Source organism: Pseudomonas sp. SLBN-26, from assembly GCF_006715895.1.
Classification (GTDB): Bacteria; Pseudomonadota; Gammaproteobacteria; order Pseudomonadales; family Pseudomonadaceae; genus Metapseudomonas; species Metapseudomonas otitidis.
In genome coordinates, this window is record NZ_VFOB01000001.1 from 1673213 (window position 1) to 1692716 (window position 19504).

Here is a 19504-nt window from a genome sequence, read left to right on the forward strand (position 1 = left end):
GTGACGCTCTACTAGGCTGTAGCAAGGCCAAGCGACCCCGGATCCCCATGAGCAACGTTCAACACGAAGCCGAACGCCTCCAGCTGCTGCGCAGCCTGGAAATCCTCGACACACCGCCTGAGCAGGTGTTCGACCGCATCACCCGCGTGCTGGCCAGCACCCTGGGGGTGCCCATCGCCCTGGTGTCGCTGGTGGATGAACACCGCCAGTGGTTCAAGTCCCGGGTGGGGCTGGACGTGCAGGAGACGCCGCGCGACGCCGCCTTCTGCGTCCATGCCATCGGCGGCAGCGGCACCCTGGTGGTGGAGGATGCCCGCATCGACGCCCGCTTCCGCGACAACCCCCTGGTTGTCGGCGCCCCTCACATCCGCTTCTACGCCGGCACGCCGATCCGCACCCGCGACGGCTTCGCCCTGGGCACCCTGTGTGCCATCGACGACCGCCCCCGGCAGCTCACCGACGAACAGCGCCGGGTGCTGGAAGACCTGGGGGCCCTGGTCGCCCGCGAATTCCACCTGCGCGAGGCGGCCCTCGACTCGCGGCGCCTGGCCCGGGAGGCCGAAGGCCGCTTCGAGATGCTCTTCGAGCGCGTCGGCTCCGGCCTCGCCGTGGTCAGCCCCGAAGGCCGCTGGCTGCGGGTCAACCAGGCGCTGGTCGACGTGCTCGGCTACAGCCGCGAGGAGCTGGCCGGCATGAGCTTCGCCGACGTCACCGTGCCCGAGGACCTGGATGCCGACCTGGCCCAGGTGGAGCGGCTGATCCGTGGCGAGATCGACCGCTACGAGCTGGAGAAGCGCTACGTGCGCAAGGATGGCCGGCACATCTGGGTGAGCATCACCGTGACCAAGCAGCTCGACCGCCGTGGCGCCCTGGAGCACTTCCTCGCGGTGATCAACGACATCGATGCACGCAAGCACACCGAAGCCCACCTGGCGGAGCTGCAACGCACCCTGGAACAGCGCGTCCACGAACGCACCCAGGCCCTGGCGGAGCGCGAGATGGAGCTGCGCGCGGTGCTGGAGCACACCCAGGACGCCTACGTGGCGATGGACAGCGAGGGCTGCATCAGCGCCTGGAACCGTGCCGCCGAGGCGCTGTTCGGCTGGACCCGGGACGAAGCCATCGGCCAGGCCTTGCACGACCTGCTCATTCCCGAGCCCATGCGCCAGGCGCACCTCGACGGCCTGCGCCATTACCTGCGCACCGGCGAGCACCAGGTGCTGGGCCGACGCATCGAACTGGACGCCCTGCACAAGGACGGCCGCCTGATGCCCCTGGAGGTGCATATCGACGCCCTGCGGGCCGGCGGCAAGGTGCTGTTCAACGCCTTCCTCCACGAGATCAGCCAGCGCAAGCAGCGCGAAGCCCGCCTGCGCCGCGAGGCCCTGCAGGACCCGCTCACCGGCCTGCCCAACCGCCGCGCGCTGTACGACCACCTGCCGACGCTGATGGCGCGTGCCGATCGCCATGGCGAGGCCTTCGCCCTGATGTTCCTCGACCTGGACGGCTTCAAGCAGGTCAACGATGCCCTCGGCCACGACGCCGGCGATGCGCTGCTGCGCGAAGTGGCCCGCCGCCTGCGCGCCAGCCTGCGCAGCGCCGACCAGGTCTACCGCCTGGCCGGCGACGAGTTCACCCTGCTGGTCCACCCCCTGGGCGACCGCCCGGCGGTGCATGCCGTGGCGGAGAAGGTGCTGGCCGCCATCCGTACGCCCTACCAGCTGGAGGGCCGGAGCGCCGAGGTGCAGGTAAGCATCGGCGTGGCGCTGTTCCGCCCCGGCGACGGGCGCAGCCACGCCCAGCTGATCAAGGACGCCGACGCGGCGATGTACCAGGCCAAGCAAGAGGGGCGCGACCGCTACCGCATCGCCAAGGCCGACCTGGCCTGGGCCAGCAGCACCTAGCCGCGCGAAACCAGGCGACAGCACCACGCGGATCGTTCAGCATGCGGGCTCCCTCCACGGCACCGACACAGGAGACTCGCCGATGGACCCGACCCGCATCGCCGGCTTCCTGCTGGACCTCGACGGCACCCTGGTGGACACCGAGACCCTCAACCTCGCCTGCTCCCTGCATGCCCTCGAATCCCTGGGCCTGCCGGACGCCGCACAGCTGTGCGAAGGCCTGGTGGGCATCGACTGGCCGGCCTACCGCCAGCGCCTGTTCGACCACTACGGCGAAGACTTCCCGCTGAACGATTTCGGCGCCGCCTACCTGCGCCACAAGACCCTCATGCTGCAGGACGGCCTGCCGCTCAAGCCCGGCGTCGTCCCCCTGCTCAGCGCCATGCGCGAAAGCGGCCGGCCGATGGCCATCGCCACCTCCTCCCACCGCCGCTCGGCCCACGAGCACCTGGCCCTGGGCGGCATCGACGGCTTCTTCGACGTGGTGGTGACCCGCGACGACGTCGACCTGGGCAAGCCCGACCCGGCGCTGTACCTGCTGGCGGCCCAGCGCGTGGGCCTGGCCCCGGCGGACTGCCTGGCGGTGGAGGACTCCATCCCCGGCGTGGCCGCCGCCCATGCTGCCGGCGTACCGACGCTGATGGTGCCGGACATGACCCAGCCCCCCGAAGACACCCGGCGCCGTTGCCTGGCCGTGCTGCCCGACCTGCACGCGGTGCTCGACCTGCTGCGCCGCGAAGGCGTGCTGGGCGGAGCCGGCTGACGCGTCGCAAGGTGAACGAAGCTCCACTCCCTGCGCTCTGAACTGGAGGACGCCGCGATCGGCGCGGCGCACCGGTCCGGAGGAGCGCCATGCACGACCCCGAGTACCTCGACTGGCTGAGCCAGCGCTCGATGCTGGAAAGCGCGCGCCAGCGAGCCCGTCTCTACGCCGGCCAACCACGCCTGTGGCAGCAGCCCTACGCCCTCACCCGCCCCCGCAGCGTCACCGCCGTGGCTTCGGTGTGGTTCACCGCCTACCCCGCCTCGATCATCGCCCCCGATGGCATGAGCGTGCTCCAGGCCCTGGCGGACGAACGCCTGTGGAGCGCCCTCTCGGAACTGGGGGTACAGGGCATCCACACCGGCCCGTTGAAGCGTGCCGGCGGCCTCTCGGGCCGCGACTACACCCCGACGGTGGACGGCAACTTCGACCGCATCGGCCTGGACATCGACCCGCGCTACGGCAACGACGAGCAGCAGGTGCACCTCAGCCGGGTGGCCGCCGCGCACAACGCCGTGACCATCGACGACTGCATCCCCGCCCACACCGGCAAGGGCGCCGACTTCCGCCTGGCAGAGCGCGCCGTGGGCGACTACCCCGGCCTCTACCACATGGTGGAGATCCCCGAGCAGGACTGGGCCCTGCTGCCGGACGTGCCGGAAGGCCGTGACGCGGTGAACCTCCCGCCGGACGCGGTGGACGCCCTGCGCGAGCGCAACTACATCGTCGGCCAGCTGCAGCGGGTGATCTTCTTCGAGCCCGGGGTCAAGGAAACCGACTGGAGCGCCACGCCACCGGTGGAGGGCGCGGACGGCAAGCGTCGGCGCTGGGTCTACCTGCACTACTTCAAGGCCGGCCAGCCCTCGCTGAACTGGCTGGACCCGAGCTTCGCGGCCCAGCAGCTGATCATCGGCGACGCCCTGCACTCCATCGACGTGCTCGGCGCGCGGGTGCTGCGGCTCGACGCCAACGGCTTCCTCGGCGTGGAGCGCCGCGCCCAGGGCACCGCCTGGTCGGAGAGCCACCCGCTGTCGATCACCGCCAACCAGCTGCTCGGCGGGATGATCCGCAAGGCCGGGGCCTTCAGCTTCCAGGAGCTGAACCTGACCCTGGACGACATCGCCGCCATGTCACGGGGCGGCGCCGACCTCTCCTACGACTTCATCACCCGCCCGGCGGCCCAGCACGCGCTGCTGACCGGCGACACCGAGTTCCTGCGGCTGATGCTGCAGCAGATGCATGCCTACCAGATCGACCCGGCCTCGCTGATCCACGCCCTGCAGAACCACGACGAGCTGACCCTGGAGTTGGTGCACTTCTGGACCCTGCACGCCACCGACACCTACCAGTACAAGGGCCAGAGCCTTTCCGGGGCGCTGCTGCGCGAGCAGGTACGCGGCGAGATGTACGAGCGCCTGGCGGGGCCGGAGGCCCCCTACAACCTCAAGTTCGTCACCAACGGCGTGGCCTGCACCACCGTCAGCCTGATCACCGCCGCCCTGGGCCTGCGTGACCTGGAGGCGCTGACGGCGGAGGACATCGCCCGCATCCGCCGGCTGCACCTGCTGCTGTTGATGTTCAACGCGCTGCAGCCGGGGATCGTCGCGCTGTCCGGCTGGGACCTGGTGGGCGCCCTGCCCCTGGCCGCCGAGCAGGTCGCGCCGCTGATGGCCGATGGCGACACCCGCTGGATCCATCGCGGTGCCTACGACCTGGCCGACCTGGCGCCGGACGTGGACCGCTCGACCGAAGGCCTGCCCCGGGCGCGCAGCCTCTACGGCAGCCTGGTGACGCAGCTGCGCGACCCGGACTCCTTCGCCGCCCAGGCCCGCCGGCTGCTGGCCGTGCGCCGCGCCTACGGCATCGCCTCCAGCCACCAGCGCCCGCTGCCGGAAACCCGCCATCCGGGGCTGCTGGTGATGGTCCATGACCTGCCTGCCGGGCGTGGCACCCAGATCACCGCACTGAACTTCAGCGGCGAACCGCTCAGCGAAGTGCTGACCCTGGCGGACGTGCCGCCGGGGCCGGTGGTGAACATCCTGGATGAGCGCCTGGAGGGCGACCTGTCGGAACGGGGGGAGTTGCTGATCGAGCTGGAAGCCTACGAGGGGCGCGCCCTGCGCATCGCCACCAACGCGCCGATGCTCTAGCTCAGGCGCGCTGGTCGATGCGCTCGCGCAGGGTGCGCAGGTCGGCGGCGTCCTGGTGCATGCGCTGGATGATCTCCAGCAGTTGCTGTTTGAGGTGGGCATCACCGATGCGTTCGGCGGCCTTCATCACGGCGATGGCGGCGTCTTCGTTGTTCATGGCGATGGTGTCCAGGAGCTTGCGGCAATCACGTACGGCACGGGTCACGGCGGGGGTCCGAGGGGAAAACTGCGCGCATCCTGCCGGAGGGATGTTGCGATCTGATGTCAGGAGCGGCCTGTCGGAATTTCACAATGCGCTTTCAGGTCGGGAAACCTCAGCAGGGCGCGCAGGCGAAAAAAAACCGACCTTTGAAGGTCGGTTCCTGCCCAGCAAGGGCACGATCGATGTGGAAACCACGATATGCACGCACCCACTGCCCGTTGGGTGCAGGGGCATGATCGCGCTCCGCGATGACGGGCCGATGACAGCGGCGTTTCAGTCCGGCGAACGCGAGCGGATCGGCAGCGCCTGGAGCTGCTCCAGCATCCACGCATGGGCGTCGCGGCCGGCGTAGCGGGCGTGGCTGTAGAGACGCAAGGTGTAGCGCGGGATGGCGAAGGGCGCCGGGTAGAGGGTGATGCCGGCCACGTCCCGCAGGGTCTCGGCGGCGTGGCCGGGGGCGGTCATCAGCAGGTCGCTGGCACCGATGATGAAAGGCGCGGCGAGTACCGACGGCAGCCATAGCGCCACATCGCGGCGCAGCCCCATGCGGGCCAGCACCTGGTCGATCACCCCGCTCGGTTCGTTCCACGGCGTCACCACCGCGTGGCGTTCGGCCAGGTAGGCGTCCAGGTCGGGCGCGCCCTGCACACGGGGGTGGTCGCGCCGGGCGATGACCTGGTAGGCGTCGCTGAACCAGTCCAGCGCCTGGATGCCGGCCGGCAACTGGTCCTGCTCTTCGCCATAGCCCAGGGCGAAGTCGATGCGACCGCTGGCCAGGTCGTCGATGGAGACCTTGCGCTCGGCGTGCACCAGGCGCAGCTGGATGCCCGGGGCGAGGCGCTGCAGGCGCTCCACCAGGGCCGGCATGAGGGCGAAGGCGGTGTAGTCGGTGACGGCGAAGACGAAGGTGCGCTGGCTGCGCGCAGGGTCGAACGGGTCCCACTGTTCCAGCCCCTCGCCGAGGGTGCGCAACGCGGCCGCCACCGGGCCGGCGAGTTGCTCGGCCCGCTGGGTCGGCTGCATGCGGTTGCCCTGGCGCAGGAAGAGTTCGTCGTCCAGGGCCTGGCGCAAGCGGGCCAGGGCATGGCTGAAGGCCGAGGCGCTGATGGCCAGTTCGCTGGCGGCGGTGCTGACATTGCGGTGGCGATGCAGGGCGTCGAAGGCCAGCAGCAGGTTGAGGTCGAGACGGCGCAGCAAGTGATGCACAGCATTCAGCTCCTGATGACATAAATGCACTTCATGCAGCTTACCAGCGCCGTTAGCATGGGCGCCCCTTTACTGGAGAGCCCCATGAACATAGAGATTCGCCCCGCCCAGCCCGGTGACGCCCAGCAGATCCTGGATTTCATCATCGAACTGGCCGACTACGAGCGCGCCCGCCACGAGGTGATCGCCAGCGTCGAGGACATCCAGCGCACGCTGTTCAGCGAGGGCGCGCCGGCCAAGGCGCTGATGTGCCTGTGCGACGGCCAGCCCATCGGCTACGCGGTGTACTTCTACAGCTACTCCACCTGGCTGGGGCGCAACGGCATCTACCTGGAAGACCTCTACATCACCCCGGCCAAGCGCGGCGTGGGCGCCGGCCGCGACCTGCTGCGCGCCCTGGCCCGCGAGGCGGTGGCCAATGGCTGCGGTCGCCTGGAGTGGAGCGTGCTGGACTGGAACCAGCCGGCCATCGACTTCTACCAGGCCATCGGCGCCAAGCCCCAGGACGAGTGGGTGCGCTACCGCCTGGATGGCGAGGCGCTCAGCGGCTTCGCCGCCGGCGTCTAGGGCGCGTCAGCGCCTGTGCGCGGCAGGCGCAGGGTGACCCGCAGGCCGCCCTCGCGCAGGTTGCGCAGGCTCAGCTCGCCGCCGTGGCTATGGGCCAGGCTGCGGGCGATGCCGAGGCCCAGGCCGTAGCCCTGCTGCTGGCCGGCCAGGCGGAAATGCGGTTCGAACACCTGCTCCAGCTTCTGCTCCGGCACCCCCGGCCCTTCGTCGTCCACGTGCAGGACGAAGGCTTCGGGGCGGTCCTCCACCCGCAGGTGGGCGCGCTCGCCGTACTTCAGGGCGTTGTCCAGCAGGTTGCCGATGCAGCGCCGCAGCGCCAGCGGCTTGCCGGGGTAGCGCTCGAGGGCGGCGCCGTCGAGGGTGACCCGGCCGTTGGCCAGGTAGGGCTCCACCAGGCCGTGGAGCAGGTGGTTGAGGTCCACCTGTTCGATGTTCTCGTGGATGTCGGTGTCCTTCACGCACTGCAGTGCGCCCTTCACCAGCAGCTCCAGCTCGTCCAGGTCGCGGTTGAACTTGGCCTGCTGGGCCTCGTCCTCCAGCAGCTCGACCCGCAGGCGCAGGCGGGTGATGGGAGTGCGCAGGTCGTGGGAGATGGCGCTGAACAGCTGGCTGCGCTCGCTCAGGTAACGGCTGATGCGCTCGCGCATGGCGTTGAAGGCGCGGCTCACCTCCACCACTTCGCTGCCACCGGCCTCGGGCAGCGGGCGCACCTCGGCGCCCAGGTTCATTTCCCGCGCGGCGGCGGCCAGGCGCTTGAGGGGGCGACTCTGCCAGCGCACCAGCAGGCCGATGAACAACAGCAGGAAGGCACTGGTGATGAGGATGAAACCCCATTGCTGGGCCGGCAGCCCCTGGTCTTCCAGCCCGGCGTAGGGCTCGGGCAGCAGCGAGGCGAGGTACAGCCACTCGTTGGGGCTGATGCGGATCTGCGTCACCAGCACCGGCGGGTCGAGGGGCTCCAGGGTCAGGGCGTAGTGGGCCCAGGAGCGCGGCAACTCGTCCAGCTTGAGGCCGCTGTTGAAGAGCCGCAGGTCCTCTGGGTCGACGAAGTGCAGCGACATCTCCACCGGCTTGCCCAGGCGCTCGCGCAGCACCGCCTCCACCTCGGCGAGCACCGCCTGCTTGCGCGGGGTTTCCGGCAGCACACGCATGGCCAGCGGCTTGTCGTTGAGGGAGACGAAGAAGCGCGTGCCGCCCATGCTGCGCAGCTGGTCCAGCACCATGGGCCGGTAGCCCAGGGGCAGCGAGCGGATGTAGCTGACGCTGGCGGCCATGGACTGGCCGAGGCTGCGGGCACTGATCAGCAGGCCCTCCAGCTGGCTAGCGCGCAGTTGAGAGACCCAGATCAGGCTCGACAGGGCCTGGGCCAGCACCACCACCAGCAGGGTGAGCAGCAGCATGCGGGCCAGCAGCGAGCGCGGCACGGCCCTAAGCACGGCGGGAGGAAACCTGGGCGGCGAGCAGGTAGCCGGCACCCCGCACGGTGCGGATCAGCCGGGGTGCCTTGCCGGTGTCGCGCAGGCGCTGGCGCAACCGGCTCACGGCCATGTCGACGATGCGCTCCAGGGGCATCACCTCGCGGCCACGGGTGGCGTTGGCGATGGTGTCGCGGTCGAGGATCTGCTGCGGGTGGTCGAGGAACAGCTTGAGCAGGGCGAAGTCGGCGCCGGAGAGGATCACCTCCTCGCCGTCGCGGTGGAACAGGCGGTGGCTGACCATGTCCAGGCGCCAGGCGTCGAAGCTGACCACCTGGGCCTCGCGCTCCCGGCCGAAGCCGACCCGGCGCAGCAGGGCCTTGACCCGGGCCTGCAGCTCGCGGGGGCTGAAGGGCTTGCCGATGTAGTCGTCGGCGCCCAGCTCCAGGCCGATGACCCGGTCGGCCTCGTCGGAGCTGGCGGTGAGCATGATGATCGGCACCTGGGCCAGGCGCGGGTGTTCGCGCACCCAGCGGCAGAGGCTGAAGCCGTCCTCGTCGGGCAGCATCACGTCGAGGATCGCCAGGTCGGCGCCGGCCTCGTCCATGGCGGCACGAAAGCCCGCGCCATCGGCCACGGTGCGCACCTGGAAGCCGGCGCGGCTGAGGAAGGCCTGCAGCAGTTCGCGAATTTCCTGGTCGTCATCCACCAGGAGGATGTGCTTTCCGGAAGGGCTCATGTCGGCCGTCCTTTGTTGTTATCGGTCATGTCCGTTTGGATGCGAGGCGTTGAGGCCGCGATCGTTCATCCCGCTGTCGGCGGTGCTGCATCGCCATCGGTGGACCGATGAAGCCCGGTCCACCCTACAACAGGTCGCCTGCCGGGAACGTGCCTCGCGTCCGCTTCCCGTGACTGCGCCTCACGCCCGCATCGCCTGCTGCAGCGCCACGCCGGCACCTTCCAGGCCCGGGTACTCGGCCGTCACCAGCCACACGGGGATGCCCTCCAGGTAACCGCTCATGCAGCCCTTGCTGGCGAAGGCGCGGGCGAAGCCGCTGGCCTTGAAGAACTCGGCGAAGCGCGGCACCACGCCGCCCACCACATAGACCCCGCCCCGGGCGCCGAGGGTAAGGACGTTGTTGCCCGCGACGCGGCCGAGCCAGGTGCAGAACTGCTCCAGCACCGCCCTCGCCTCGGGGTCGCCGGCCAGGGCCGCCGAGGTGATGGCCGCCGGGCTGTCCAGGTGCGGCGCGCTGCCATCCAGGGCGCAGCTGGCGCGGTAGAGCTGCAGCAGGCCGTTGCCGCTGAGGACGTTCTCGGCGCTGACATGGCCGAGGCGCTGGTGCAGGTGCTGCCACAGGGCGGCCTCGCGGAGGCTGCCCACCGGCAGGTCGACGTGCCCACCCTCCCCCGGCAAGGCCGTCCAGCGGCCCTCGCCCAGGGGCAGCAGGGTGCCGACGCCAAGCCCGGTACCGGGCCCGATCACCACGGCGGGGCGATCCGCTTCGGGGGTGCCGGGGCACACCTCCTGGCGCTCCTCGGGGCGCAGGCGGGTCATGCCCAGGGCCATGGCGGTGAAGTCGTTGACCAGCAGCAGGCGCTGGATGCCCAGGCGCTGGCAGAAGGCGGTCCGGTTGAGCCGCCAGTGGTTGTTGGTGAAGCGGAAGTCTTCCCCGCCCACGGGGCCGGCACAGGCCAGGCAGACGGCCTCCAGCTCGGCGAGGGGCAGGTCGAGCCCGGCCAGGTAGTGCTGGATGGCCGACTCGGGGTCCGGGAAATCAGCGGTGGCCAGCACCTTCACGGCGTCGAGGCGCTGTTCCCGCCACAGGGCGAAGCGGGCGTTGGTCCCGCCGATGTCACCGACCAGCGCCAGGCTCACTTGAGGCTCTCCAGGCTGCGGGTGAAGGCACTGGCGCCCTCTTCGGCGGAGCTGAAGGCGGCCCGCATGAAGGCGAACAGCTCACGGCCACAGCCGACTTCGGCCTGGTGCATGGGCGGCGCGGGCTCACGGGCGGCGAACTCGGCGGCGTCCACCTTCAGTTCCAGGGTGCCGGCCACGCCATCGACGCGAACGATGTCGCCGTCGCGCACACGGGCCAGGGGGCCGCCGTCATAGGCTTCGGGGGTGACGTGGATGGCGGCGGGGATCTTGCCGGAGGCACCGGACATGCGCCCGTCGGTGACCAGTGCGACCTTGAAGCCACGGTCCTGCAGGACGCCGAGGAAGGGGGTCATCTTGTGCAGCTCGGGCATGCCGTTGCAGCGCGGCCCCTGGAAGCGCATGACCGCCACCAGGTCGCGGTCCAGCTCGCCGGCCTTGAAGGCATCGGCCAGGGCCTGCTGGTCGTGGAAGACCCGCGCCGGGGCCTCCACCACACGGTGTTCGGGGGCGACGGCAGAGACCTTCATCACCCCGCGGCCGAGGTTGCCCGTCATCACCCGCAGGCCGCCCTCCGGGGAGAACGGCCGCGCGGCGGGCCGCAGGATGTTCTCGTCCAGGCTCGCGGCGGCGCCTTCGCGCCAGACCAGGCGGCCGTCCTCCAGGAAGGGCTCCTGGGTGTAGCGCCGCAGGCCACGGCCGGCGACGGTCTCGACATCTTCATGGAGCAGGCCGGCATCCAGCAGTTCGCGCACCAGGAAGGCGACGCCGCCGGCGGCCTGGAAGTGATTGATGTCGGCCTTGCCGTTCGGATAGACGTGGGCCAGGGTCGGCACCACCTCGGACAGTTCGGCCATGTCCTGCCAGTCGAGCTGGACACCGGCAGCGCGGGCGATGGCCGGCAGGTGCAGGGTGTGGTTGGTGGAGCCGCCGGTGGCGTGCAGGGCGACCACGGCGTTGATCAGCACGCGCTCGTCGACGATGTGCCCCAGCGGCACGAACTGGCCGGCCTGGCGGGTCAGGCGGGTCACCTGGCGCGCGGCTTCGGCGGTCAGGGCCTCGCGCAGGGGCGTGCCGGGGTTGACGAAGGAGGCGCCCGGCAGGTGCAGGCCCATGATCTCCACGAGCATCTGGTTGGTGTTGGCGGTGCCGTAGAAGGTGCAGGTGCCGGGGCTGTGGTAGGCCTGCATCTCCGCCTCCAGCAGCTCGTCGCGGGTGGCCTTGCCTTCGGCGTAGCGCTGGCGGACCTCGGCCTTCTCCTTGTTGGAGAGGCCCGAGGGCATGGGGCCGGCGGGTACGAACAACGACGGCAGGTGACCGAAGCGCAGGGCGCCCATCATCAGCCCGGGGACGATCTTGTCGCACACGCCGAGGAACAGCGCGGCGTCGAACATGTTGTGGGACAGGGCGATGGCGGTGGACATCGCGATCACTTCGCGGCTGGCGATGCCCAGCTCCATGCCCGGCTCGCCCTGGGTGACACCGTCGCACATGGCCGGTACGCCGCCGGCCACCTGGCCGACGGAGCCGATCTCGCGCAGGGCCTGGCGCAGCACCTCGGGGTAGGTCTCGTAGGGCTGGTGGGCGGAGAGCATGTCGTTGTAGGCGGTGACGATGGCGACGTTGGCCGAGTCCATCAGCCGCAGGCGCTGCTTGTCGATGCCGCCGCAACCCGCCACGCCGTGGGCGAAGTTGGCGCACTGCAGGCTGCCCCGCTGCGGGCCCTTGCTGGCCGCTTCCTGGATCATCGCCAGGTAGCGTTCGCGGGTCGGTCGGCTGCGGGCGATGACCCGCTCGGTGACTTCCAGGATGCGAGGATGCATGTCAGGGGCTCCAGGGGGATATCTTGTTTTAATTGCATCAAGATAACGCAGGAAAACAAAATATCACCACATGCGCATGGATATTTTGTTATTCGAACAACATTTTTCAGCTTCAGCCTGTCGTTCTGGTCTGACCGCACACCCCGGCCGAGGTGCCGGTCTGGCGACGGACGCGCGATCCGGGCCGCGCGCCCCTGCAGAGCGGATGGAGCGGCGCCAGGGACGAGCCCTGGCGCGGCGTTTCAGCGGGGGAAGATTTCCTTGAAGAAGCCCTGCATGTCGGCCCAGGAGTTCTCGTCGGCCACCTTGCTGTAGGCCAGGTCCGGGCCTTTCTCGCTGCCGTGGCCGGCGTGGCTGAGGCGGTCGGCATCGGGGTTGGTGAAGCCGTGCTTGGCCTTGGGCTGGAGGACGAAGCGGTAGTTGGCCTCGGCGGCGTCCATCTCGTCCTTGAAGGCGGCGACGTCGGCCTTGGTGACCATGCTGTCCTGCCCGCCGTGCTCCACCAGGATGCGCGCCTTGACGCTGCCCTTGGTGGCGGGGGTGGCGGTGGCGAGGGCGCCGTGGAAGCTCACCACGCCGGCCAGCGGGACGCCCTGGCGGGCCATGTCCAGCACCACCTTGCCGCCGAAGCAGTAGCCGATGGCGGCCAGGCGGCTGCTGTCGGTCAGGGGCTGCTGCTTGAGCAGGTCGAGGCCGGCGAGGAAACGCGCCTTGGCGGCGGGGGCGTCCTTGAGGGCGGCCTGCATGAAGGCGGCGGCGTCGGCCGGGTGCTCGGTGTTCTTGCCTTCGCCGTACATGTCGATGGCCAGGGCGCTGTAGCCCAGCTCGGCGAGGTCGCGGGCGCGGCGCTTGGCGTAGTCGTTCAGGCCCCACCACTCATGCACCACCACCACGCCGGGGCGCTTGCCCTCGATGGCGTCGTCGTAGGCGTAGTAGCCCACCAGGGCGGTCCCGTCGGCGGTCTTGTAGTGGAGCTCCTTGGTCTTGACCTCGGCCTGGGCGATGCCCGCGAAGGCCAACAGAGCGAACAACAACGACAATCTGGGCATTTCGATTCCTCTCCGGGTTCAGCGAAGCTGGGCAGCGTGCAAGTGTCGCGGTTTTTCCGGGCTTTCGCCAACCGCCGTTGCCAGGTGAAATAGCGCTCCCCCATGCCTTGCCGAGGTTGCCATGCGTCGTTCGTCGATCCTCCTGCTGTTCGCCCTCGCCTGCCCCTGGGCCCTGGCCGATGGGCCACGGGCGGGGAACCTGGAACTGGGGCCAGCCTGGAGCCGGGCCTCGACCTGGGACGCCACGGCGCGGGAGGTCTACCTGGACATCCACGACCGGGGCGGCGATGGCGACCGGCTGAGCGGCGCCAGCTCGCCCCTGGCCTGGCGGGTGGACCTGCAGACCACGGTGCGCATCGGCGAGGCCCGCCGGGTGATGACCCTGGTGTCGTTCGGCATACCCGCCGGGGGCACGCTGGCGCTCAAGCCGGACGGCAGCCACCTGACACTGGTGGGACTGCGCCAGCCGGTGACGCCCGGCCAGCGCATCCCGTTCGTCCTGCGCTTCGAGAAGGCCGGCGAGGTGCGCGTGGAGGCGACGGCGCAGTGACGGTTCAGGCGAGGTAGCGGCCGATCTCGATCAGGTTGTCGTCCGGGTCGCGAACGTACACCGACTCGATGGGCCCGAGGGCGCCGGTGCGGCGCACCGGCCCCTCCTCCACCGCCACGCCTTCGGCGGCCAGGTGGGCCAGCAGGCGCTCCAGGGGCAAGGTGGTGACCAGGCACAGGTCGATGGCCCCCGGCAGCGGGTGCGCGGCCTTGGGCTCGAACTCCCGTCCGGCCTGGTGCAGGTTGAGCTTCTGCTGGCCGAAGGCCAGGGCACTGCGGCCCTCGCCGAACACCTCGTGACGCATGCCCAGCACGCGCTGGTAGAAATCCACGGTGCGGGGGATGTCGGCGACGGTGAGGACCAGGTGATCGATGCGTTCCAGCATGGGTCAGTGCCTGTCGAGGAGGTGGAAACGGGGCAGCGAGAGCCCCCAGCGGATGGCGGCCAGGCGGGTGCCGAGCACCACGGCCATGGCGATGCCGGTGTCGAGCCAGCGCGGCAGCCCGACGGCCAGCAGCCCGATGAACACCAGGGAGCCGGCGATGCAGGCGATGGCGTAGATCTCCTTCTGGAAGATCAGCGGGATCTCGTTGCAGATCACATCGCGCATCACGCCGCCGGCGACGCCGGTGATGACGCCCATGATCACCGCCGTGCTCAGGGGCACCTGGTGCTGCAGGGCGACCTCGGTGCCGTAGACGGTGAACACGGCCAGGCCGAAGGCATCGGCCACCAGCAGCCCGGTCTCGTGGATGGGCCGGGTCAGGCGGACCCAGAGCACGGTACCCACGGCGGCCAGGGAGGCGACGAGGATGTAGGTGTCGTCACGGATCCAGCTGACCGGGTGGTTGCCGAGAATGACGTCGCGCAGGGTGCCGCCGCCCAGGGCGGTGATGATGGCGATCACCAGCACGCCGAACAGGTCCATGGACTTGCGCCCGGCCATGAGTGCGCCAGTGATGGCGAAGACGGCGACGCCGAAGAGGTCGGACAGGTAGAAGAGCTGCTCCATGGACCGATCAGTTCCCCACCGGGGTGCGCATGGTGACGAACTCCTCGGCGGCGGTCGGGTGCACGCCGATGGTCTCGTCGAAGATGCGCTTGGTGGCACCGGCCTTGAGCGCCACGGCCAGGCCCTGGATGATCTCGCCCGCCTCGGGGCCGACCATGTGGCAACCGAGCACGCGGTCGCTCTCGGCGTCCACCACCAGCTTCATCAGGGTGCGCTCCTGGTTGTCGGTAAGGGTCAGCTTCATGGCGCGGAAGCGGCTCTCGAACACCTTGACCTTGTGCCCGCGCCCCCGTGCCTGCTCTTCGGTCAGGCCGACGGTGCCGATGTTGGGCAGGCTGAAGACGGCGGTGGGGATGTTGTCGTAGTCCACCGGCTGGTACTCGGCCGGGCGGAACAGGCGGCGGGCAACGGCCATGCCCTCGGCCAGGGCCACCGGGGTGAGCTGCACGCGACCGATGACATCGCCCAGGGCGAGGATCGAGGGTTCGGTGGTGCGGTACTCGTCGTCCACCTTGATGAAGCCGCGCTCGTCCAGCTCGACGCCGGTGTTCTCCAGGCCGAGGTTGTCCAGCATCGGTCGGCGACCGGTGGCGTAGAACACGCAGTCGGTCTCCAGGCTGCGGCCGTCCTTGAGGGTGGCGAGCAGGCTGCCATCGGCCTGCTTCTCGATGCGGGTGATGTCGGCGTTGAACTGCAGGTCGAGGCCCTTGCGGGTCAGCTCGTCACGCAGGTGGGTGCGCACGGCGCCGTCGAAGCCGCGCAGGAACAGGTCCTGGCGATAGAGCAGCGAGGCCTTGGCGCCCAGGCCGTGGAAGATCGAGGCGAATTCGACGGCGATGTAGCCGCCGCCCACCACCAGCACGCGCTTGGGCAGTTCGCGCAGGTGGAAGGCCTCGTTGGAGGTGACGGCAAGCTCGCGGCCGGGAATGTCCGGCACCTGGGGCCAGCCACCGGTGGCGATGAGCAGGTGCTGGGCCGTGAAGCGCTGCTCGCCGACCGCCACGGTGTGGGCGTCGAGGATGCGCGCATGGCCTTCCAGCAGGGTGACGCCGGCGTTGACCAGGAGGTTGCGGTAGATGCCGTTGAGGCGGTGGATTTCCTTGTCCTTGTTGGCGATCAGGGTCGCCCAGTCGAACCCGGGCTCGCCGACGGACCAGCCGTAGCCGCGCGCCTGCTCGAAGTCTTCGGCGTAGTGGGCGCCGTACACCAGCATCTTCTTCGGCACGCAGCCGACGTTGACGCAGGTGCCGCCCAGGTAGCGGCTTTCCGCTACCGCGACGCGGGCACCGAAACCGGCGGCGAAGCGAGAGGCACGTACGCCGGCGGAACCGGCGCCTATGACGAAGAGGTCGAAATCGTAGGCCATGGCAGGGGGTCTCCAGAAACAGGCGGCCAGCATACCTGAACCCGTGCCCCTGACCAGTTGCCGCGCCTATCCTTGAGCCTGGTACGCCGAAGGAGGAGCACCATGCGCCCTACCCTCACCCACCTCGCCCTGCACGTGCCCGAGCTGGAGCCGTGCATCGCCTTCTACGAACGCTATTGCGGCATGCGGGTGATCCACTCGCGCGCCGGCAAGGGCTCGCGCATCGTCTGGATGGCGGAGCCGGGCCAGGAGCACCGTTTCATCTTCGTGATCATGCCCGGCGGGCGCCCGCGTGACCTGGCCGCCGACGACTACAGCCACTTCGGCTTCGCCCTGGAAAGCCGCGAGGCGGTGGATGCCCTGGCCGCCCGCGCGGCGGCCGAAGGCTGCCTGGTGTGGGCACCCCGGGACGAGCCCTTTCCGGTGGGCTACTACTGCGGCCTGCGGGACCCGGCGGGCAACTATGTGGAGTTCAGCTACGGGCAGCCGCTGGGGCCGGGCTCGGAGGGGATGGTGACTCCCTGAGACAGGCTTCCCGGGCTGAAGCCCGGTCTACGTGGAGTGCGGATACGACAAGGCCGCCCGGAGGCGGCCTTGGGTGACGCGGTGGAGCCTATCAGTAGGCCTTGCCGGTCTTGTAGAGGTTCTCGAAGCAGTAGTTGGTCGCGTCGATGTAGCCTTCGGCACCGCCGCAGTCGAAACGCTTGCCCTTGAACTTGTACGCCAGCACGCAACCGTCCTGGGCCTGCTTCATCAGGGCGTCGGTGATCTGGATTTCGCCACCTTTGCCCGGTTCGGTCTCTTCGATCAGCTTGAAGATGTCCGGAGTCAGGATGTAGCGGCCGATGATCGCCAGGTTGGACGGGGCGTCTTCCGGCTTGGGCTTCTCGACCATGCTGTTCACGCGGTAGATGTCGTCACGGATCATCTCGCCGGCGATCACGCCGTACTTGGAGGTTTCCTCCGGCGGCACTTCCTGGATAGCGACGATGGAGCAGCGGAACTGGTTGTACAGCTTGACCATCTGGGTCAGCACGCCGTCGCCGTCGAGGTTCAGGCAGAGGTCGTCCGCCAGCACTACGGCGAAAGGCTCGTCACCGATCAGCGGACGGCCGCTGAGGATGGCGTGGCCCAGGCCCTTCATTTCCACCTGGCGGGTGTAGGAGAAGCTGCACTGGTCGATCAGGCGGCGGATGCCGACCAGGTACTTCTCCTTGTCGGTGCCCTTGATCTGGTGTTCCAGCTCGTAGCTGATGTCGAAGTGGTCTTCCAGGGCGCGCTTGCCACGGCCGGTGACGATGGAGATCTCGCTGAGACCGGCGTCCAGCGCCTCTTCAACCCCGTACTGGATCAGCGGCTTGTTCACCACCGGCAGCATTTCCTTGGGCATGGCCTTGGTGGCGGGCAGAAAACGGGTACCGTAACCAGCGGCCGGGAACAGGCATTTCTTGATCATGTTGAACCTTGAATAAGGTGGGTGTGGGCTGAATGCGGCGAAGTCTAATCACGCCGCTGTCGCCTTACAATGCCCCGCAGGTGGGCGTCCGACGCCGCGATAGAGGAATCCCAGGTCGGCCAGTTGCAACGGGTCGTAGAGATTCCTGCCATCGAAGATGACCGGCACCTTCATCAGACCGCGAATCCGCTCGAAGTTCGGTTGGCGGAACTGCTTCCATTCGGTCACCAGCACCAGGGCTTCGGCCTGTTCCACCGCCTGGTAGGGGGACTCGCCCAGCCACAGTCGGCCGCTGGCGAGGGCGTCCGGGTAGCGGGCTGCGACGGCCTCCCGCGACGCTGGGTCGCAGCCGCGCACGAGGGCGCCGGCGGCCAGCAGGGCGTCGATCAGCACCAGGCTGGGCGCTTCGCGGATGTCATCGGTGCCCGGCTTGAAGGACAGCCCCCACACCGCCACCACCCGCCCGTGCAGACGCCCTTCGAAATGCGCCACCAGCGCCTGGAACAGCAGGGCCTTCTGCTCGGCATTGCGCGCCTCCACGGCCCGCAGGATGCCGGGGTCGACCCCCTCCTGTTCGGCGCAACGGATCAGCGCCCGCACGTCCTTGGGGAAGCACGAGCCGCCGTAGCCGCAGCCGGCATAGAGGAAATGGGTGCCGATGCGCCGGTCACTGCCCACGCCGCGCCGCACCTCCTCGATGTCGACGCCCAGGCGGGCGCAGAGCCCGGCCATCTCGTTCATGAAGGAGATGCGCGTGGCGAGGAAGGCGTTGGCAGCGTACTTGGTGAACTCCGCGGCGCGGGTGCCCATGCAGAGGATGCGGTCGTGGTTGCGCGAGAACGGCGCGTAGAGGCGCCGCAGCAGCTCGCGGGCCGCCGGGTCGTCGGTGCCGATGACGATGCGATCGGGGCGCATGAAGTCATCGAGGGCAGCCCCCTCCTTGAGGAACTCGGGGTTGCTCGCCACCTGGATGCGAAAGCCTTTGCCCCGGGCGGCGAGTCGCCCGTTGATGCACGCGGCGACCCGCTCGGCGGTGCCGACGGGCACGGTGGACTTGTCCACCACCAGGCACGGGCGCTGCAGCACCCGCCCCAGTTCGTCCGCCACCGCGAGCACATGGCTCAGGTCGGCGGAGCCATCCTCGCCGCTGGGGGTGCCCACGGCGATGAAAGCGACGTCTGCCTGCTCCAGGCCCTCGGCCAGGCGCGCGGTGAAGTCCAGCTGCCCGCTCTCCAGGTGCTGCGCCAGCAGGGGCGCCAGGCCCGGTTCATGGATCGGTGACTCGCCCCGACGCAATTGCGCCAGGCGCGACGGGTCGCGCTCGACACAGCGCACCCGGTTGCCCATTTCAGCAAAGCACGCCGCCGTCACCAGCCCCACATAGCCCGCCCCGATCACGCATATCCGCATGGCTGCACCTCCGCTGTCGTTGCAGGGATTGCAACGGACTCCGGTGGCAGGGGCGTGACAGCGAGGTGACGGCGAGGTTATCCGGAGCCGCCCTCGTCGACGGGCTGCAGCTCGACTTCGACCAGGCCTTCCACCGGCTCTTCCGGCGGGCCGCCGCCGAAGTCGCCCAGGGCCTGCCAGTGCTCGTCGAGGCCGGCGCTGATGGCGGCGAGGTGGTCGATCATGCGGCGTCCGGCCTGGCGCGCTGCGTCATCCTCGCTGCGCATCAGCTCGAAGGACATTTCGGTCATGGCGGCCGACAGGTGGGTGAGGCTGCGGGTGGTGAGGCCGAGCAGGCGGATCAGATGCTGTTCACGGGTGTCCATTCCACGTCTCCTGGTTCCTTCAGGCAGTCTCAGGCTAGACCATCCGCTGCCGCGAACCGTTCGACCGTGCGTCGCCTGGCGGGGTTCACCGGGTGGAACTTGATCGGGCCAGCGAAGGTCAGGTGTTCAAGCCCGCTGTCGCCGCGAACTGCCGCAGCGACCCTCGCAACCGATTCCCGTCAGGAGAGCCTGATATGCAGCTCCTCATCCGTTCCGTCGGCGAACGTTTCGTCATCGAAGGCGGCATCACCCTGGAGGTGATCAGCATCCACGGCCACCAGGTGAAGTTCGGCATCGTCGCGCCCAAGAATGTCGCCGTGCACCGCAAGGAGGTGTATGAGCGCATCCAGGCCGGGGTGCCCCATCCGCGCAAGATGACGGCCTGAG

At 69.4% G+C, this 19504-nt stretch carries 20 protein-coding genes; 7 read left to right on the forward strand and 13 right to left on the reverse strand.

Annotated elements, in window-relative coordinates:
- Positions 1–47: 47 nt before the first annotated feature.
- From FBY21_RS07575 to treS, 3 genes are all read left to right on the forward strand, one after another.
- A complete protein-coding gene (locus FBY21_RS07575) occupies positions 48–1904 on the forward strand; it encodes a PAS domain S-box protein (protein ID WP_142009957.1) in 1857 nt (618 codons plus the stop codon).
- An 82-nt stretch (positions 1905–1986) separates the two neighbouring features.
- Positions 1987–2667: an HAD family hydrolase gene (locus FBY21_RS07580; protein ID WP_074972647.1), complete on the forward strand. Its 681-nt coding sequence runs from the start codon at positions 1987–1989 to the stop codon at positions 2665–2667.
- A gap of 89 nt (positions 2668–2756) precedes the next feature.
- Positions 2757–4817 carry a maltose alpha-D-glucosyltransferase gene (gene treS, locus FBY21_RS07585; RefSeq protein WP_142009959.1) on the forward strand — a complete coding sequence of 687 codons (2061 nt, stop codon included), beginning with the start codon at positions 2757–2759 and terminating at the stop codon, positions 4815–4817.
- Between the two features lies 1 nt (position 4818).
- Here the strand turns inward: treS and FBY21_RS07590 are convergent, their stop codons facing one another.
- Both FBY21_RS07590 and FBY21_RS07595 read right to left on the reverse strand, forming a co-directional pair.
- A complete protein-coding gene (locus tag FBY21_RS07590; RefSeq protein WP_044406437.1) occupies positions 4819–5022 on the reverse strand; it encodes a hypothetical protein in 204 nt (67 codons plus the stop codon).
- Positions 5023–5292: 270 nt separating this feature from the next.
- Positions 5293–6225 carry a LysR family transcriptional regulator gene (locus tag FBY21_RS07595; protein ID WP_142009961.1) on the reverse strand — a complete coding sequence of 311 codons (933 nt, stop codon included), beginning with the start codon at positions 6223–6225 and terminating at the stop codon, positions 5293–5295.
- Between the two features lie 84 nt (positions 6226–6309).
- Here FBY21_RS07595 and FBY21_RS07600 point away from each other — a divergent pair, with 84 nt between their 5' ends.
- A complete protein-coding gene (locus FBY21_RS07600; RefSeq protein ID WP_142009963.1) occupies positions 6310–6792 on the forward strand; it encodes a GNAT family N-acetyltransferase in 483 nt (160 codons plus the stop codon).
- On the opposite strand, the gene FBY21_RS07605 is transcribed toward FBY21_RS07600, so the two are convergent.
- From FBY21_RS07605 to FBY21_RS07625, 5 genes are all read right to left on the reverse strand, one after another.
- Positions 6789–8192: an ATP-binding protein gene (locus FBY21_RS07605; protein WP_142016334.1), complete on the reverse strand. Its 1404-nt coding sequence runs from the start codon at positions 8190–8192 to the stop codon at positions 6789–6791. The genes FBY21_RS07600 and FBY21_RS07605 overlap by 4 nt on opposite strands.
- Positions 8193–8220: 28 nt before the next feature.
- Positions 8221–8946, reverse strand: coding sequence for a response regulator (locus FBY21_RS07610; RefSeq protein ID WP_142009965.1), 726 nt, complete (start codon positions 8944–8946; stop codon positions 8221–8223).
- Positions 8947–9126: 180 nt separating this feature from the next.
- Positions 9127–10086 (reverse strand): glucokinase, encoded by a 960-nt coding sequence (locus FBY21_RS07615; RefSeq protein ID WP_142009967.1) that lies wholly within the window; start codon positions 10084–10086, stop codon positions 9127–9129.
- Positions 10083–11909, reverse strand: coding sequence for a phosphogluconate dehydratase (edd, locus tag FBY21_RS07620; RefSeq protein ID WP_142009969.1), 1827 nt, complete (start codon positions 11907–11909; stop codon positions 10083–10085). Before edd ends, FBY21_RS07615 begins: the two co-directional genes overlap by 4 nt.
- A gap of 242 nt (positions 11910–12151) precedes the next feature.
- Positions 12152–12958: a dienelactone hydrolase family protein gene (locus FBY21_RS07625; RefSeq protein ID WP_142009971.1), complete on the reverse strand. Its 807-nt coding sequence runs from the start codon at positions 12956–12958 to the stop codon at positions 12152–12154.
- Positions 12959–13079: 121 nt separating this feature from the next.
- Between FBY21_RS07625 and FBY21_RS07630 the strand changes: the two genes are divergently transcribed.
- Positions 13080–13508 carry a copper chaperone PCu(A)C gene (locus tag FBY21_RS07630; RefSeq protein ID WP_142009973.1) on the forward strand — a complete coding sequence of 143 codons (429 nt, stop codon included), beginning with the start codon at positions 13080–13082 and terminating at the stop codon, positions 13506–13508.
- A gap of 4 nt (positions 13509–13512) precedes the next feature.
- Here the strand turns inward: FBY21_RS07630 and FBY21_RS07635 are convergent, their stop codons facing one another.
- Genes FBY21_RS07635 through gorA form a run of 3 tightly spaced genes read right to left on the reverse strand, consistent with a single transcriptional unit; the run spans position 13513 to position 15886 of the window.
- Complete coding sequence (locus tag FBY21_RS07635) at positions 13513–13893, reverse strand: VOC family protein (protein WP_142009975.1); 381 nt, start codon at positions 13891–13893, stop codon at positions 13513–13515.
- A 3-nt stretch (positions 13894–13896) separates the two neighbouring features.
- Positions 13897–14520 (reverse strand): trimeric intracellular cation channel family protein, encoded by a 624-nt coding sequence (locus tag FBY21_RS07640; RefSeq protein WP_044406412.1) that lies wholly within the window; start codon positions 14518–14520, stop codon positions 13897–13899.
- A gap of 7 nt (positions 14521–14527) precedes the next feature.
- Entirely contained in the window at positions 14528–15886 is a 1359-nt protein-coding gene (gene gorA / locus FBY21_RS07645; protein ID WP_142009978.1) for a glutathione-disulfide reductase, read from the reverse strand.
- A gap of 102 nt (positions 15887–15988) precedes the next feature.
- Here gorA and FBY21_RS07650 point away from each other — a divergent pair, with 102 nt between their 5' ends.
- Complete coding sequence (locus FBY21_RS07650; RefSeq protein ID WP_142009980.1) at positions 15989–16411, forward strand: VOC family protein; 423 nt, start codon at positions 15989–15991, stop codon at positions 16409–16411.
- Between the two features lie 91 nt (positions 16412–16502).
- On the opposite strand, the gene galU is transcribed toward FBY21_RS07650, so the two are convergent.
- The 3 genes from galU to FBY21_RS07665 form a co-directional block, all read right to left on the reverse strand.
- Entirely contained in the window at positions 16503–17342 is an 840-nt protein-coding gene (galU, locus tag FBY21_RS07655; RefSeq protein WP_074972625.1) for a UTP--glucose-1-phosphate uridylyltransferase GalU, read from the reverse strand.
- Positions 17343–17390: 48 nt separating this feature from the next.
- Positions 17391–18752 carry a UDP-glucose dehydrogenase family protein gene (locus FBY21_RS07660; RefSeq protein ID WP_142009983.1) on the reverse strand — a complete coding sequence of 454 codons (1362 nt, stop codon included), beginning with the start codon at positions 18750–18752 and terminating at the stop codon, positions 17391–17393.
- Between the two features lie 77 nt (positions 18753–18829).
- A complete protein-coding gene (locus FBY21_RS07665) occupies positions 18830–19117 on the reverse strand; it encodes a hypothetical protein (RefSeq protein ID WP_044406399.1) in 288 nt (95 codons plus the stop codon).
- Positions 19118–19311: 194 nt separating this feature from the next.
- Here FBY21_RS07665 and FBY21_RS07670 point away from each other — a divergent pair, with 194 nt between their 5' ends.
- Complete coding sequence (locus FBY21_RS07670; RefSeq protein WP_044406396.1) at positions 19312–19503, forward strand: carbon storage regulator; 192 nt, start codon at positions 19312–19314, stop codon at positions 19501–19503.
- Position 19504 lies beyond the last annotated feature (1 nt).

Excerpts from the sequence above, each read along its gene's own strand:
- FBY21_RS07630 (WP_142009973.1), top strand. The coding sequence starts at position 13,080 with ATGCGTCGTTCGTCGATCCTCCTGCTGTTCGCCCTCGCCTGCCCCTGG.
- FBY21_RS07650 (WP_142009980.1), top strand. The coding sequence starts at position 15,989 with ATGCGCCCTACCCTCACCCACCTCGCCCTGCACGTGCCCGAGCTGGAG.
- galU (WP_074972625.1), bottom strand. The coding sequence starts at position 17,342 with ATGATCAAGAAATGCCTGTTCCCGGCCGCTGGTTACGGTACCCGTTTT.
- edd (WP_142009969.1), bottom strand. The coding sequence starts at position 11,909 with ATGCATCCTCGCATCCTGGAAGTCACCGAGCGGGTCATCGCCCGCAGC.
- FBY21_RS07640 (WP_044406412.1), bottom strand. The coding sequence starts at position 14,520 with ATGGAGCAGCTCTTCTACCTGTCCGACCTCTTCGGCGTCGCCGTCTTC.
- FBY21_RS07625 (WP_142009971.1), bottom strand. The coding sequence starts at position 12,958 with ATGCCCAGATTGTCGTTGTTGTTCGCTCTGTTGGCCTTCGCGGGCATC.
- gorA (WP_142009978.1), bottom strand. The coding sequence starts at position 15,886 with ATGGCCTACGATTTCGACCTCTTCGTCATAGGCGCCGGTTCCGCCGGC.
- FBY21_RS07635 (WP_142009975.1), bottom strand. The coding sequence starts at position 13,893 with ATGCTGGAACGCATCGATCACCTGGTCCTCACCGTCGCCGACATCCCC.
- FBY21_RS07610 (WP_142009965.1), bottom strand. The coding sequence starts at position 8,946 with ATGAGCCCTTCCGGAAAGCACATCCTCCTGGTGGATGACGACCAGGAA.
- FBY21_RS07660 (WP_142009983.1), bottom strand. The coding sequence starts at position 18,752 with ATGCGGATATGCGTGATCGGGGCGGGCTATGTGGGGCTGGTGACGGCG.
- treS (WP_142009959.1), top strand. The coding sequence starts at position 2,757 with ATGCACGACCCCGAGTACCTCGACTGGCTGAGCCAGCGCTCGATGCTG.
- FBY21_RS07575 (WP_142009957.1), top strand. The coding sequence starts at position 48 with ATGAGCAACGTTCAACACGAAGCCGAACGCCTCCAGCTGCTGCGCAGC.
- FBY21_RS07670 (WP_044406396.1), top strand. The coding sequence starts at position 19,312 with ATGCAGCTCCTCATCCGTTCCGTCGGCGAACGTTTCGTCATCGAAGGC.
- FBY21_RS07580 (WP_074972647.1), top strand. The coding sequence starts at position 1,987 with ATGGACCCGACCCGCATCGCCGGCTTCCTGCTGGACCTCGACGGCACC.
- FBY21_RS07600 (WP_142009963.1), top strand. The coding sequence starts at position 6,310 with ATGAACATAGAGATTCGCCCCGCCCAGCCCGGTGACGCCCAGCAGATC.
- FBY21_RS07665 (WP_044406399.1), bottom strand. The coding sequence starts at position 19,117 with ATGGACACCCGTGAACAGCATCTGATCCGCCTGCTCGGCCTCACCACC.
- FBY21_RS07605 (WP_142016334.1), bottom strand. The coding sequence starts at position 8,192 with ATGCTGCTGCTCACCCTGCTGGTGGTGGTGCTGGCCCAGGCCCTGTCG.